Raw genomic sequence first — 13,256 nt, 5'->3', positions numbered from 1 at the left:
GACGGATTTTGCAATACACTTTCGCTGCGTAAGTTCCATGTTAGACAGCTGTTCCACAATTTATTATAAACAAAAAGGATATCCTGTAAGACCATATAAATGTGGTCCATACGGATATCCTTTTTTATTATGCATACTTATATAAGATTCTCAGAAGTCTATTTCCATGGAAGCATTGGTGTCTCGACTTTCTTATCACGCAGCATCAGATCCATAACCGCTTCTGCTGCCGGTTTCCCTTCAAAAAGCACTTTATTCACTTCTGTTATGATCGGCATTTCAACCTCATACTTCTCAGCAAGCTCTCTCGCTGCTCTCGCGGAATAAACACCTTCCACAACCATCTGTACTTCATCCATAGCCTGTTCCATTGTCCGTCCCTGGCCGATCAGGTATCCGGCTTTTCGGTTACGGCTGTGTACACTTGCACAGGTAACGATCAGATCTCCGATTCCGGAAAGTCCGTAGAAGGTTTCCATCTGAGCTCCCATTTTCTTTCCAAGTCTGGCGATCTCTGTAATACCTCTGGTGATCAATGCCGCTTTTGTATTATCTCCATACCCCAGACCGTCCGCAGTTCCTGCTGCCAGTGCGATCACATTCTTCAGAGAGCCACCCAGCTCAACGCCGAGAAGATCCGGTGTTGTATATACACGGAAAACAGGGCTCATAAAAATGCTCTGAAGATACTCTGCTGTTTCCTGTGTATGCGCGCTTACCACACAGGTTGTAGGAATTCCTCTTCCTACCTCCTCTGCATGGCTCGGTCCGGAAAGCACAGCAACATCTCCCTGGGGAATTTCTTCTTCGATCACTTCGCTGAGTGTCTTAAGCGTTTTTTCCTCAATGCCTTTTGCAACATTGACGATCTTCTGACCTTCCCTGACAAAAGGTGCCATCTTATGTGCAGTGCTTCTGATATAAGGGGAAGCTACTGCCAGCACTGCTGCATCCGCATCACGTAACGCACGCTCCAGATCTGTCATGATCTCAATTTTTTCCGGAAGGTGCACTCCCGGAAGTCTGGTCGGATTTTCTCTCGTCTCGCGGAGCTTTCTGGCATCCTCCGGTCTCGCTGACCAGAGAAGAACTTCATGACCATTATTATGGAGAAGAAGTGCCAGAGCCGATCCCCAGCTTCCAGAACCCAGTACGCTGATCTTTGCCATAAATTCTACCTCTTATTTCTTTACTGATTGATGATTTTTATTATTGTTGTGATACCGTCCTGACCTCAGGCATCGTTATTTTTTATTCTTACTGTTCAGGAACACTTTGCTCTCAGTTCCATGGAGCAATCTTCCAATATTGGCTCTGTGCCTGTAAAATGCCATCGCTGTCATCGCAGCCATCACAATATAAAGCTCGATCGTATGTGAGTGGTCCATCCCATAAGATCCCATACTGCCGAAAACGATCACCATAATAAGCGCAGCTGCATAAGCGCTAAGTGAACAGAGCGATACATAATGCGTTGCAAAAAACAAAACGAAAAAGATCGCTGCACAGACAATAAAAATTCTCCAGTCAAAAGCAAGGATCATTCCAACAGAAGCTGCGATTCCCTTACCGCCACGAAAGTTCATGGAAATCGGAAAATTATGTCCCAGAATACAGCCGAATGCCCCATAAAGTGTCAGCAGTGGAAGAATATTGCTCATGGATCTGCCATAGATCATCCGGACGATCACGATCGCGATCACACATTTCAGGCAGTCCCCAAGCAGGGTAAGTGCTCCCGCTTTTTTTCCAAAGGTACGAAAAGCATTGGTCGTTCCTGCATTTCCGCTGCCATGTTCCCTGATATCTGTCTTGTGAACCTTTCCTATAATATAGCCAGTCTGAAAAAGTCCGCATATATAACCGATAACAAGACAAATAATTCGTTCCATATTTTATTCCTTTTCCCCGCGCTCGCGGATGATGAATTTCAGGGAAGTTCCGGAAAATCCGAAGGCATCTCTGATCTTATTCTCCAGATATCTTACATAGGAGAAGTGCATAAGTTCTTTATCGTTAACGAAAATAACAAATGTCGGTGGCTTCACCGCAACCTGAGTCATGTAGAAGATCTTCAGTCTGCGTCCACGGTCAGACGGCGGCTGCTGAAGCGCTACGGCCTCGGAAAGAATCTCGTTGAGAACACCTGTCTGAATACGAAGTGTCTGGTTCTCAATGACCATGTCGATATTCTCGAAAAGTTTCGGAAGTCTCTGGCCTGTTTTTGCAGAGATAAAAATGATCTGTGCATATGGCATAAAGGAAAGAATCTGACGGATCTTCTCTGTATGCCTGTAAATGGTCTTATCATTCTTCTCAATGGCATCCCATTTGTTTACAGCTACGATAATACCCTTACCTCTATCATGAGCGATTCCGGCGATCTTCGCATCCTGCTCGGTTACTCCCTCAGACGCATCGATCACAACAACAACCACATCTGCACGCTCTACAGCAGTTACTGTACGGATCACACTGTAACGCTCGATTTCTTCTTTGACTTTACCTTTACGACGAAGTCCTGCTGTATCAATAAATATATAGTCCTTATTGTTCCATGTAACCTTAGTATCAATGGCGTCTCGTGTGGTTCCGGCAATATTGGATACGATCACTCGCTCCTCACCCAGAAGCTTGTTAATCAGAGAAGATTTTCCTACGTTAGGCTTACCTACGATAGCGATCTTCGGGATGTCATCCTGATCCTCTTCCTCATTCTTGTCCGGAAACTCCTTGATCACCTCATCCAACATATCACCAAGTCCCTGTCTGTTTGCTGCGGAAACAGGGATTGGCTCTCCGATTCCAAGATTATAGAATTCATAAACATCCATCATATATTTCTGATGGCTGTCTACTTTGTTTACCACAAGTCGTACCGGCTTACCGCTGCGGCGGAGCATATCTGCTACCTTTGCATCAGAATCTACAAGTCCCTGGCGTACATCTGTGATAAAAATGATCACATCTGCGGTATCAATTGCGATCTGAGCCTGCTCTCTCATTCTGGAAAGAATGATATCGCTGCTGTCCGGCTCGATTCCACCGGTATCGATCAATGTAAATGTACGGTCAAGCCATGTGACATCTGCATAGATCCTGTCTCGTGTTACTCCTGGCGTATCTTTTACTATGGAAATATTATCACCTGCCAGTGCATTGAACAGAGTGGACTTACCTACATTAGGCCTTCCCACTATTGCTACTACTGGTTTGCTCATAAATTTGTCTCCTTCTTGTTTTTTTATGTTCCGGCGGACTGATCACGGCCTCCACCAGATCACAGCCTCCTGTGTCTACGATTACAATTTCTGTTTCCAGTGCCTCGGAAAGCTCCTCCAGCGTCATATCATCCAGAAAGATCTCTTCCTCTCCTTTCATCATACTGCACGGAAGAAGCAGTTTTTCTCCAAGGTCGAGACCGGAAAGCTGACCTTTAAGATCCTGCCCTGTGATAAGCCCGGACACCGTGATCTCCTCTCCAAAGAAATGATTCTCTATGGTTCTGACCTGAATCTCTACTTGAGGAAATTTCTTCTGAATCTCCCGGATATATTTCTGAATAAAAGGTGCTGCCAGCTTGCCGGTAGCAATGGTTCCTTTTATCTGGCGGTCATCTCCTTGAAGCTCTGTAAGCGTTTCCCGGACTTCCGTCTCCAGAAGTCTTAACATTCCCACGCCGTTCTCCAGCTGAAGATATCCATCATACTCTTCCTCGCAGGGAAGCTCTCTTTCCGCCAGGATATACCATTCATCGGAAGCATGGATAAAATGGATCCCATGTCTTTCCATCATGATCTTCTGCCAGCGTTCGATCTGTTCCAGTACTTTCTCCGCATCTTCCTTGCCAAAAGATTTCAGTGGAAAAAGTCCCTCCCGGTATTTCGTAAGCCCTACCGGAACTACAGAAACACTCTGAAGCACAGGTGCATAAGCGGAAAGCTTCTCAAGGCTGTATTCCAGCTCTTCACCGTCGTTCACACCCTTGCACAGTACGATCTGCCCATTCATGGTGATCCCTGCATTATAAAGTGTGTCTACCTTCTCAAGTGCCTTTCCCGCAAAACGGTTATGCAACATCCGGCAGCGAAGCTCCGGATTCATAGCCTGAAATGAAATATTGATCGGTTCCAGATGATAGCGGATCACCCTCTCGATATCCCGCTCACTCATATTGGTAAGCGTCACATAATTTCCCTGGAGAAAGGAAAGCCTAGAATCATCATCCTTGAAATACAAGGTCTCTCTCATATTCGGCGGCATCTGATCAATAAAACAGAAAATGCACTTATTTGAACAGGAACGATAGTCATCCATCAGTCCCCCGTTCTCAAATTCTATTCCAAGGTCTTCCTCATATTCCTTCTCTACCTCCAGCTCCCATTCTTCACCGTCCGGCTTCTCCACAAGAAGCACGACCAGTTCTTCATTCATGAGATACCGGTAATCGAAGACATCCTCCACAAGCTGTCCGTTGACAGAGATCAGTCTGTCCCCCGGCTCCAGCCCCAGCTCCTCGGCAATACTGTCGGGCAGCACCCTGGAAATCTTATGTTTTCTTAATTTCATCATTATCTCCCTTTTCTATCCCGTATATAATAACAACTTTGGCTCGAAAAATCAACACTTTGAGAAAACACCTTGACTGACGCATGCGTCTGATGTTATAAATAGACTGAGAATTTTTTTATGACATACACTTAGGAGGAATATTATGCCAAACATAGAATTGCTGGAAAAGTCTATGCCTGTTGCCCCGATCCGCATTGCAGCACTCGCAGGATGCCGCGACCTGGCCGAGGAGGTTGACAAAAAGCTGGTTAAATTCCGTAAAGAACTTGTAGCAGCCAAGAAATCCACGATCATCCCTCAGGGCTATACAGAGAAATCTTTCCTTGTAGACTGCGAATGCCCTCGTTTTGGAACCGGTGAAGGTAAGGGTTACATCAAGGAATCCGTCCGCGGAACTGATCTTTACATCATGGTAGACGTTACCAACTACAGTCTCACCTATTCTGTATGCGGTCATGAGAACCATATGTCTCCGGATAATCATTATCAGGATCTTAAGAGAATCATCTCCGCAGCTACCGGAAAAGCTCACCGTATCAATGTCATCATGCCGTTCCTTTACGAAGGACGTCAGCACAGACGTACCAAGAGAGAATCCCTTGACTGTGCACTTGCTCTTCGCGAATTAAGCGAGATGGGAGTTTCCAACATCATCACTTTTGATGCACATGATCCACGTGTACAGAACTCCATTCCGCTGAAAGGCTTTGATAACTTCTTCCCGACTTATCAGTTCCTGAAGGCACTGGTTAAGAACATTCCGGATTTCAAGCTTGACAATGATCATCTTATGATCATCAGTCCTGATGAGGGTGCTATGTCACGTGCTGTATATTTCTCCAATATTCTTGGAGTCGATATGGGTATGTTCTACAAACGTCGTGATTACTCCACAGTTGTCAACGGCAAGAACCCGATCGTTGCCCATGAGTTCCTGGGTGACTCTGTAGAAGGCAAGGACGTTGTCATCATCGACGATATGATTTCCTCCGGAGAAAGCATGCTCGATGTTGCCCGTCAGCTGAAAGAACGTAAAGCAGGACGTGTCTTCGTCTGCACTACCTACGGTCTGTTCACAGACGGATTATCCAAATTCGACGAATACTACGAAAAAGGCTGGCTGGACAGAGTTATCACAACCAACCTTAACTACCGTACTCCTGAGCTTCTTGAACGTCCTTACTATATCGAAGCGAACATGAGCAAATATCTTGCAAGTATCATTGATATCATCAATCATGATGTATCCGTTGAGAAAGTTCGTTCCAGCAACGAAAAGATCATGGATCTCATGAAGAAAGTCAACGAACAGTAATAAATGCTCCCAGGTTTCCACGTTTGCCGTGAGAAGCCCTGTGCGAATAAAGAAAGAGCGGATTACAGCAGGTGCAGATGCCCGGCATGGATATCCGCTCTTCTTTTATGCCTGCATCCAGAAAAATCCTTCTGTTAGCCTCCCACAGATTAAGCTGATATTTCCCATCTGGTTTCTCGCAAAAAAGTGCGTCCCAGTATTTTTCCTCAAAAGCTTCTTTAAACTGGTCAATCACATCCTCACCGACTTCATAACAGTCCTGGCAGATTGAAGGACCGATAGCTGTATAAAGTCTGGACGGATCTGTTCCAAATGTTTCTGTCATTTTTTCCACAGTTACTTTTCCTATTTTACCCACAGTGCCCATCCATCCGGAATGGGAAAGGCCAACAGCATTATGCTCCGGATCCACAAAGAAAAGCGGCACACAGTCTGCATAGAAAGTTGCCAGCACCAGTCCCGGAACATTGGTGATCATTCCGTCCACATCCGTATATGGTCGTGGCTTCGTAATACCGTTTCCCCTGTCCTCTTCTGTAACTACCCGCACATTTGTCGTGTGGGTCTGATCTGAAGTAACGATATCTTCCATGGAAAAACCCATCGCCTGAGACAATCTCCGGTAGTTTTCCCGTACAGCTGCCTCGTCATCGCCTCTTGTAAAGCTTAAATTCATGGATTCGTAAATTCCCTTACTGACGCCACCAAGACGCGTACTGAAGCCATGTACCACTCCCGGAAGCACCTCAAGATCCGGATATGTAAGCCATGTAACTCCGTCTTTCTCCTTTACATTCATCAGCTGTTTATCTCTATACCATTTTATTTTCATTTTATGTGTTCAACCCTTTCATCTGCAAAAATCAAAAGCGTTTTTTATCCAGTGGATCTCTTTTCCGTCAATGCCTACCACATCAAACCGGCAGCAGACATTATCCCCATATCCATGCCGGATAAGATAAAACAGCGCAACTGTACTGATCGTGCGCTGTTTTTCTTTCCTGACTGCTGCAAAAGAGCTTCCGCTGGAACCATTTTTTCGATATTTTACTTCGATAAATACCAGATATTTCCCATCACGGGCAATGAGATCGATCTCGCCTTTTCTGCTGCGGAAATTCCTCTCAAGAATACGTAATCCTCTTTTTTTCAGGAAATCTGCCGCAAGGCTTTCGTAATAGCTGCCCGTTTTTCTTTTATTTTCTTCCAGAAATTTTTTTCCTTTCTGCTCTCTGTGTAGGTATCTTTTGTATTTCTGTTTTATACAAAATGAGTGATAAATGTCTTTCTGTGTATCGGGCTTGGCCCGTACTTCTTCAGTCCTTCTATATGTGCAGCTGATCCATACCCCTTGTTGGATGCAAAACCATACTCCGGGAGAATTTTATCATATTCCTCCATCATACGGTCTCTCGTTACCTTGGCCACAATACTCGCCGCTGCAATGGATACGCTTTTGGCATCTCCCTTGATGATCGGCACCTGCGGAATCGTGATCTCCGGTATCGTAACCGCATCGTTAAGAAGCAGCTGTGGCTGTACAGAAAGCTTTCCTACCGCCTGGCGCATGGCTTCATAGGTAGCCTGTAAAATATTGATCTCATCGATCCGCTCCGGACTTGTCATACCGATTCCCACAGAAACTGCCCCGTCCAGGATCACATCATAAAGTTCTTCTCTTTTTTTGGCTGTCAGCTTCTTGGAATCATTAAGCCAGAGAATATCGCAGTCTTTTGGCAGGATCACCGCGCAGGCTACCACCGGGCCTGCAAGAGGGCCTCTTCCAACTTCATCAATACCACAAAGATAACCCAAGTGTTCATACTTGTGCTCATACTCCTTCATGATCTCTGTACGTGCACGTTCTTTTTCCAGAGCTTCCAGCTTTTTGCGGTACTGCTGGATCAGCTTCTGTACACCGCTTCTCTCATCGTTTTCATAGTGCTGAAAAAGGGCGTCATAATCGCCCTCTTCTGCTGACGCAAAACGCGCCTTGATATCTTTCATTGTCTCCATTATGCTTCCTCACGTTTCTCCGGAAACTCAAGGGTAACTCTGCCAAGCTTACCGGAACGGAATTCCTCCAGCAAAAGTCTGGATGCTTTTTCGTAATCAAGCTCCTCACCTTTTTTGAGACAGCCTCTTGCTTTCGCCACAGATGTAAGAATATCCAATGGCTTCTGGTCTTCCTCCAGACTGTATCTCTCTGTCAGTGCTGCCGGATAAAACTCCTGCAGATATCCGATCAGGCCAAGTGCAAGCTCCTCGATATTCAGAATGTCATCCTTGATCGAACCAATATATGCAAGACGCATACCAACTGCCTGATCCTCAAATTTCGGCCAGAGAATACCAGGTGTATCCAGAAGCTCCACACTCTTATTCAGACGGATCCACTGCTTTCCCTTGGTCACACCTGGTTTATTTCCGGTCTTTGCACAGGCTTTTCCGGCAAAAGTATTGATAAATGTCGATTTACCGACATTTGGAATTCCAGCTACCATAGCTCGTACCGGACGGTTCTTGATTCCTCTTCTCCGGTCGCGCTCTGTCTTCTCCTTACAAGCTTCTGTGATCGCTGCGGATACTGCTTTCATGGAGCCTTTGTTCCGGGAATCAATACTTACCGCATAAAATCCTTTTTCTTTGAAATATTCCATCCAGGCACGGCTCTGTTTCTCATCAGCAAGATCCGCTTTGTTGAGAAGGATCATGCGTGCTTTATTTTTTCCAAGCTCATCAATATCCGGATTACGGCTGGAAAGCGGAACTCTTGCATCAACAAGCTCAATGATCAGATCGATCAGCTTGATATCTTCCTGCATCTGGCGCTTCGCCTTTGTCATATGTCCGGGATACCACTGTACGTTCATAATTCACCTCATTTATTTAACAAATCCGATTTTACTCTTCGGGGAAACTGTAAACCACAGTTTTCCTACAATGTATTTCTTATTTATATTTCCGATGTCACTGAAACGGCTGTCCTCGCTGTTATTCCGGTTATCACCCAGAACAAAATATTCTCCACTTTCCAGTGTGATCGAGCTGTCAGCCAGACCAGCGTTCGTAATATCCGGATAAGCACCATTTTCTTCGTATACTTTTCCATTGATGTACACCTGACCATCCTTGATCAAAACAGTCTCACCCGGAAGTCCGATCACTCTGCGGATATGAAGTGCCGCATCATCACTGACACTTGTCCGGAAAACGATCACATCCCCACGCTTCGGTGATTTTATCTTATAAACAGCTCTGTTTACAAAAAATTTCTCTCCTACAGAATATGTAGGCTCCATGGCACTCTCCTGCAGTGTCACTGTCTGAAATGCGGAAATTGCCACAAGCACGGCAAAAACAACTGTCACAATGATCTCAAATATCCATTTGACGATTCCTCTTGTCCGGTCATCCCGAAGTCTCTCCCTTGCCTTGGAAACCGCTCTGCTGTCTTTCAGATCGTCAAGTGTTTTCTTCTTATTTAATTTCATATTCTATCCCCTGTACGAACCGCTCCATTAAGGAAAAAACTCTGTCTGTTCCTGAATGCGGTTCACGTTCATACTGATGTAAAAAGAGGGACAATAGCAAATGTTATTGTCCCTGCCTCTTCACATATGAAATTATTTTACAAGCTCTTTAACCTTAGCAGCTTTACCTACGCGATCTCTCAGGTAGTTCAGTTTCGCACGGCGTACTTTACCACGACGGATAACTTCAACCTTAACTACGTGTGGGGAATGAAGTGGCCATGTCTTCTCAACGCCAACACCGTTGGAGCTCTTTCTTACTGTGAAAGTCTCTCTTGTGCTTCCGCCCTGTCTCTTAAGTACTGTACCCTCGAAGATCTGAATACGCTCACGTGTTCCCTCTTTGATCAGTGCATGTACTCTTACTGTGTCTCCTACGCGGAACTGCGGTACTTCTGCTTTCAGCTGAGCAGACTCAATGTTCTTAATAATTTCGTTCATGTCTTTCTCTCCTTAATTATACTGGATGTTCTTAATACCCATGTGGTAACAGAGGACCATCTTTTTTCACAACATATTTGATTATACACTAGAAAAGTTTGTATTGCAAGGATTTTTTTGCGTATTTTGGCGTTTTTTCCGGACTACCAACAGAGAACCTCGTGTCCTGTCTCTGTGACAAGAACCATGATCTCCCACTGTGCGGATGGTTGTCCGTCCTCTGTGCGTACTGTCCAGTCGTCAATCTCATCTGTATAGATCTCATCAGATCCCATGTTTACCATCGGTTCGATCGTAAAGATCATTCCAGGTACCATAAGTACACCAGTATTCTCCTTAGATGTGTAACTTACCCACGGGTCCTCGTGAAATTCCAGTCCAACTCCGTGACCGCCGATTTCTCTTACAACAGTATAACCGTTTTCAACTGCATGCTTATGTACGGCACTTCCCATGTTTCCAATTGGAGTCCACGGCTTAACCTGCTCAAGACCAAGCTCTACGCATTCTTTTGTCACGCGGACAAGCTTCTCCTTCTCAGGACTTACCTTACCGATACAAAACATACGGGAAGAATCTGAAAAATATCCCTGATAGATCGTAGATACATCTACATTGACGATATCCCCTTCTTTAAGCACAATCTCCTCATCCGGGATTCCGTGGCATACAACCTCATTGATCGAAGTACACACGCTCTTTGGAAAGCCTTCATAATTAAGAGGTGCCGGAATTCCCCCATGGCGTACCGTCTCTTCATGTACCCAGTCGTCAATCTGCTGTGTAGTTACTCCTGGTCCAATATGCTCTGCGACATAATCAAGCACTGCAATATTGATCTTACAACTCTCTTTGATTTTCTCAATCTGTGCAGGTGTTTTGATCAGATCGTGATCAAGAACTGCATATCCCTTCTTTTTCATCAGTTCCATTTTTTCATCAAATGCTTCATGGCATTTTTTATATTTTTTTCCACTTCCGCACCAGCACGGATCATTTCTTTCGATTTTTTTAGACATCTCTTTACTCTCCTTTTCGCAGAAAATTTTTCTGCTTTTTTATCATAGCACAACTTCTTCAAATGTGAAAGTCTTGTTTGTTGTTTTGGTTTGTTTCATTTAACTTTTATATATTAATTATATCGAATTTTATCGAAACTCCTGCGTTCCTATTGTTTTTTGTTGTTATTTAATTATAATGAAACTATAAACTTATTCACGGAAGGAGTCTTACAAATGAAAAAACTGAAGCAATTTTTACTGATTCTGGTGCTGTCTCTTTCTCTGACAGCTCCTGCCACAGCTCCGGTGCTCGGAACTGTTTCAACCGTTTCTGCCGCCACTGTGAAAAAGCCATCTCTAAGCAGCCAGAAGCTTTCCATCTACGCTGGAAAATCTGCCACATTAAAAGTCAGAAATACCTCTGGAAAAATCAAATGGAGCAGCCAGAACAAACGTATTGCTACCATAAACTCCAAAGGAAAGATCACAGCCAGATCTACCGGAAAAACAACGATCTATGCCAAAACCGGTAAATATACTTTACGTTGCCAGATTACAGTAAAGGCCAAAAAAGCTTCCAGACCACAGGTTCAGTCCTCTATATGGATCTCTGCTACAGGCAAAAAATATCACAGGATTTCAAATTGTGGAAATATGAATCCAAACCGTGCCCGGAAAATTACTTTGAGTCAGGCTAAACAGCGCGGTTATACTGCCTGCAAAAAATGTTATCGGTAAATATTTTCTTACCACACAATTTATATCTGTTTAATGAAAAAAAGGATCTCCTGCATCTTTCTTCTGATAAATATCAGATGATGAAGCGATCCTTTTTATTATCTTTATTTTTCTGCTGCCACAGGGCGTCGATTTCCGCCAGTTGCCATTGCACGCATTCTTCCCAGTGCATTGGATACTGCCGGAATAGAGATTACTATAATCGTCAGTACTCCTTCCAGAAGAATGTAACTGTAGTTATAAATGATCGGATATAATGCAGTCAGTGATTTTGGGAAATTGTCCGGCATGTAATCCATCCAGTACAGATATCCTCCTAATGCGTGAAAAGCGCCTCTGGCAAGAATGGCTACAATATAAGCTTTCAAAAGGCCATATTTTTTTGAATTTCTGAATAATCCGGAAAGTCCCATTGCTCCAAATGCCAGAATATAATCACAGCATACCTGGAAAAATGAAAGTACATATGGCTCCTGAAGAAACTGAAATATCCCATACACAAGCCCTGTAAGAATTCCTACTTTTACGCCATACCAGTAACCGATCAGTACAATGAACAGCATACTGAATAAGGTTACAGAACCGCCAAATGGCAGTTTAAATAATTTAATATAAGAAGTTACATAGGCAAGTGCAAGTGCTACCGCGCAGGTAACCAGCTGCTGCGTTGTAAGTTTCAACGCTGAAGTGTTTTTTTGAAGCAGTATTGCCACCAGAACAACCAGTACCAGAACTGCTACAATGGATACAACGTATCCAGCTGTTGTCAAACCGCCATTGGCAGTTACAAGAAAATTAAACATACTCTTTCGTCTCCTCCTTCGTTGGGATTACCCAAATCAAGTTCAAAGGTCGAAGTTTTTACTTCCTCTCAGCCTCGACAGGCTCCCTTGATTCTGCCTATTGTAGCATATAGATGAACCGGTGTAAATATATTCTGATATTGGATAAAAAATATGACGAAAAATATAAAAACAGGAAAGAGATTCAATTTATATGAACCGCTCTCCTGTTTACTCTTTCCTTGTAGCTTGAAAACTACATACATGTGTTTTATTTGATGATTAATCGTTTTTTTGATTTTTGAATCAAGTTTTAACCTGCATGTCGAGTGCAGCCTTTTTTTACGGGCTCGCAGCTTCGCTGCATCGCCTGTTTTGTTGGCTACTCCAGCGGGTGGTCATCTCGCAACTACGTTGCTCGATGTCATTTGCTTCGCAAATGTCCAAGTCAGCTAATGCTCATACGTCCACAAGCAAGTTTGCTTCTGTATGATCCTTATCTGCCCTGCCCGCTTCCTCGGCTTTTTGGTCAAGCCCTCACCCGATTAGTAACAGTCAGCTCCATGTGTTACCACACTTCCACCCCTGCCCTATCTACCTCGTCGTCTTCAAGGGGGTTTACTTCTTAAAAGAATGGGATATCTCATCTTGAGGGGGGCTTCACGCTTAGATGCCTTCAGCGTTTATCCCTTCCGGACTTGGCTACCCGGCCATGGCTTTGGCAAGCCAACCGGTCCACCAGCGGTCCGTCCATCCCGGTCCTCTCGTACTAAGGACAGCTCCTCTCAGATATCCTGCGCCCACGCCGGATAGGGACCGAACTGTCTCACGACGTTCTGAACCCAGCTCGCGTACCGCTTTAATGGGCGAACAG

14 protein-coding genes and 1 rRNA gene are annotated in these 13,256 nt (G+C 44.4%); 2 read left to right on the top strand and 13 right to left on the bottom strand.

Features of this window, described 5'->3' with window-relative positions; translation table 11 throughout:
• Positions 1 to 158: 158 nt before the first annotated feature.
• From WMO28_RS06305 to WMO28_RS06290, 4 genes are all read right to left on the bottom strand, one after another.
• Entirely contained in the window at positions 159 to 1,169 is a 1,011-nt protein-coding gene (locus WMO28_RS06305; protein WP_349056416.1) for an NAD(P)H-dependent glycerol-3-phosphate dehydrogenase, read from the bottom strand.
• Positions 1,170 to 1,244: 75 nt separating this feature from the next.
• Positions 1,245 to 1,892 carry a glycerol-3-phosphate 1-O-acyltransferase PlsY gene (plsY, locus tag WMO28_RS06300; protein WP_178645220.1) on the bottom strand — a complete coding sequence of 216 codons (648 nt, stop codon included), beginning with the start codon at positions 1,890 to 1,892 and terminating at the stop codon, positions 1,245 to 1,247.
• 3 nt (positions 1,893 to 1,895) lie between these two features.
• Entirely contained in the window at positions 1,896 to 3,221 is a 1,326-nt protein-coding gene (gene der / locus WMO28_RS06295; protein WP_178645219.1) for a ribosome biogenesis GTPase Der, read from the bottom strand.
• Positions 3,184 to 4,569, bottom strand: coding sequence for a DUF512 domain-containing protein (locus WMO28_RS06290; protein ID WP_349056415.1), 1,386 nt, complete (start codon positions 4,567 to 4,569; stop codon positions 3,184 to 3,186). Before WMO28_RS06290 ends, der begins: the two co-directional genes overlap by 38 nt.
• A gap of 145 nt (positions 4,570 to 4,714) precedes the next feature.
• Between WMO28_RS06290 and WMO28_RS06285 the strand changes: the two genes are divergently transcribed.
• Positions 4,715 to 5,887, top strand: a complete 1,173-nt coding sequence (locus tag WMO28_RS06285; RefSeq protein ID WP_349056413.1) for a ribose-phosphate pyrophosphokinase — start codon at positions 4,715 to 4,717, stop codon at positions 5,885 to 5,887.
• Here WMO28_RS06285 and pgeF read toward each other — a convergent pair.
• From pgeF to WMO28_RS06250, 7 genes are all read right to left on the bottom strand, one after another.
• On the bottom strand, positions 5,874 to 6,719 hold the full coding sequence (pgeF, locus tag WMO28_RS06280) for a peptidoglycan editing factor PgeF (protein ID WP_349056412.1): 846 nt from the start codon (positions 6,717 to 6,719) through the stop codon (positions 5,874 to 5,876). The two genes, WMO28_RS06285 and pgeF, sit on opposite strands and share 14 nt — an antisense overlap.
• Before the next feature lie 18 nt (positions 6,720 to 6,737).
• Positions 6,738 to 7,097, bottom strand: a complete 360-nt coding sequence (locus WMO28_RS06275) for a YraN family protein (RefSeq protein ID WP_349056520.1) — start codon at positions 7,095 to 7,097, stop codon at positions 6,738 to 6,740.
• Between the two features lie 50 nt (positions 7,098 to 7,147).
• Positions 7,148 to 7,903, bottom strand: a complete 756-nt coding sequence (gene rnhB / locus WMO28_RS06270) for a ribonuclease HII (protein ID WP_349056411.1) — start codon at positions 7,901 to 7,903, stop codon at positions 7,148 to 7,150.
• Entirely contained in the window at positions 7,903 to 8,760 is an 858-nt protein-coding gene (ylqF, locus tag WMO28_RS06265) for a ribosome biogenesis GTPase YlqF (protein ID WP_349056410.1), read from the bottom strand. Before ylqF ends, rnhB begins: the two co-directional genes overlap by 1 nt.
• A gap of 12 nt (positions 8,761 to 8,772) precedes the next feature.
• Positions 8,773 to 9,381: a signal peptidase I gene (gene lepB / locus WMO28_RS06260; RefSeq protein ID WP_349056409.1), complete on the bottom strand. Its 609-nt coding sequence runs from the start codon at positions 9,379 to 9,381 to the stop codon at positions 8,773 to 8,775.
• 132 nt (positions 9,382 to 9,513) lie between these two features.
• The gene (rplS, locus tag WMO28_RS06255; protein WP_178644269.1) at positions 9,514 to 9,861 is read right to left on the bottom strand and encodes a 50S ribosomal protein L19; all 348 of its coding nucleotides are present in this window, start codon (positions 9,859 to 9,861) and stop codon (positions 9,514 to 9,516) included.
• Between the two features lie 143 nt (positions 9,862 to 10,004).
• Positions 10,005 to 10,880: a methionyl aminopeptidase gene (locus WMO28_RS06250; RefSeq protein ID WP_349056408.1), complete on the bottom strand. Its 876-nt coding sequence runs from the start codon at positions 10,878 to 10,880 to the stop codon at positions 10,005 to 10,007.
• A 216-nt stretch (positions 10,881 to 11,096) separates the two neighbouring features.
• Here WMO28_RS06250 and WMO28_RS06245 point away from each other — a divergent pair, with 216 nt between their 5' ends.
• Positions 11,097 to 11,600, top strand: coding sequence for an Ig-like domain-containing protein (locus WMO28_RS06245; RefSeq protein WP_349056407.1), 504 nt, complete (start codon positions 11,097 to 11,099; stop codon positions 11,598 to 11,600).
• 104 nt (positions 11,601 to 11,704) lie between these two features.
• On the opposite strand, the gene WMO28_RS06240 is transcribed toward WMO28_RS06245, so the two are convergent.
• Positions 11,705 to 12,403 (bottom strand): energy-coupled thiamine transporter ThiT, encoded by a 699-nt coding sequence (locus WMO28_RS06240; protein WP_349056406.1) that lies wholly within the window; start codon positions 12,401 to 12,403, stop codon positions 11,705 to 11,707.
• Between the two features lie 504 nt (positions 12,404 to 12,907).
• A 23S ribosomal RNA gene (locus WMO28_RS06235) occupies positions 12,908 to 13,256 on the bottom strand; the annotation flags it as partial.

Origin of the sequence: Blautia aquisgranensis (assembly GCF_040096615.1) — a bacterium.
Classification (GTDB): Bacteria; Bacillota; Clostridia; order Lachnospirales; family Lachnospiraceae; genus Blautia_A; species Blautia_A aquisgranensis.
The sequence above is the reverse complement of the archived record's forward strand: the minus strand, read 5'-3'. Positions and strand labels throughout refer to the sequence as shown.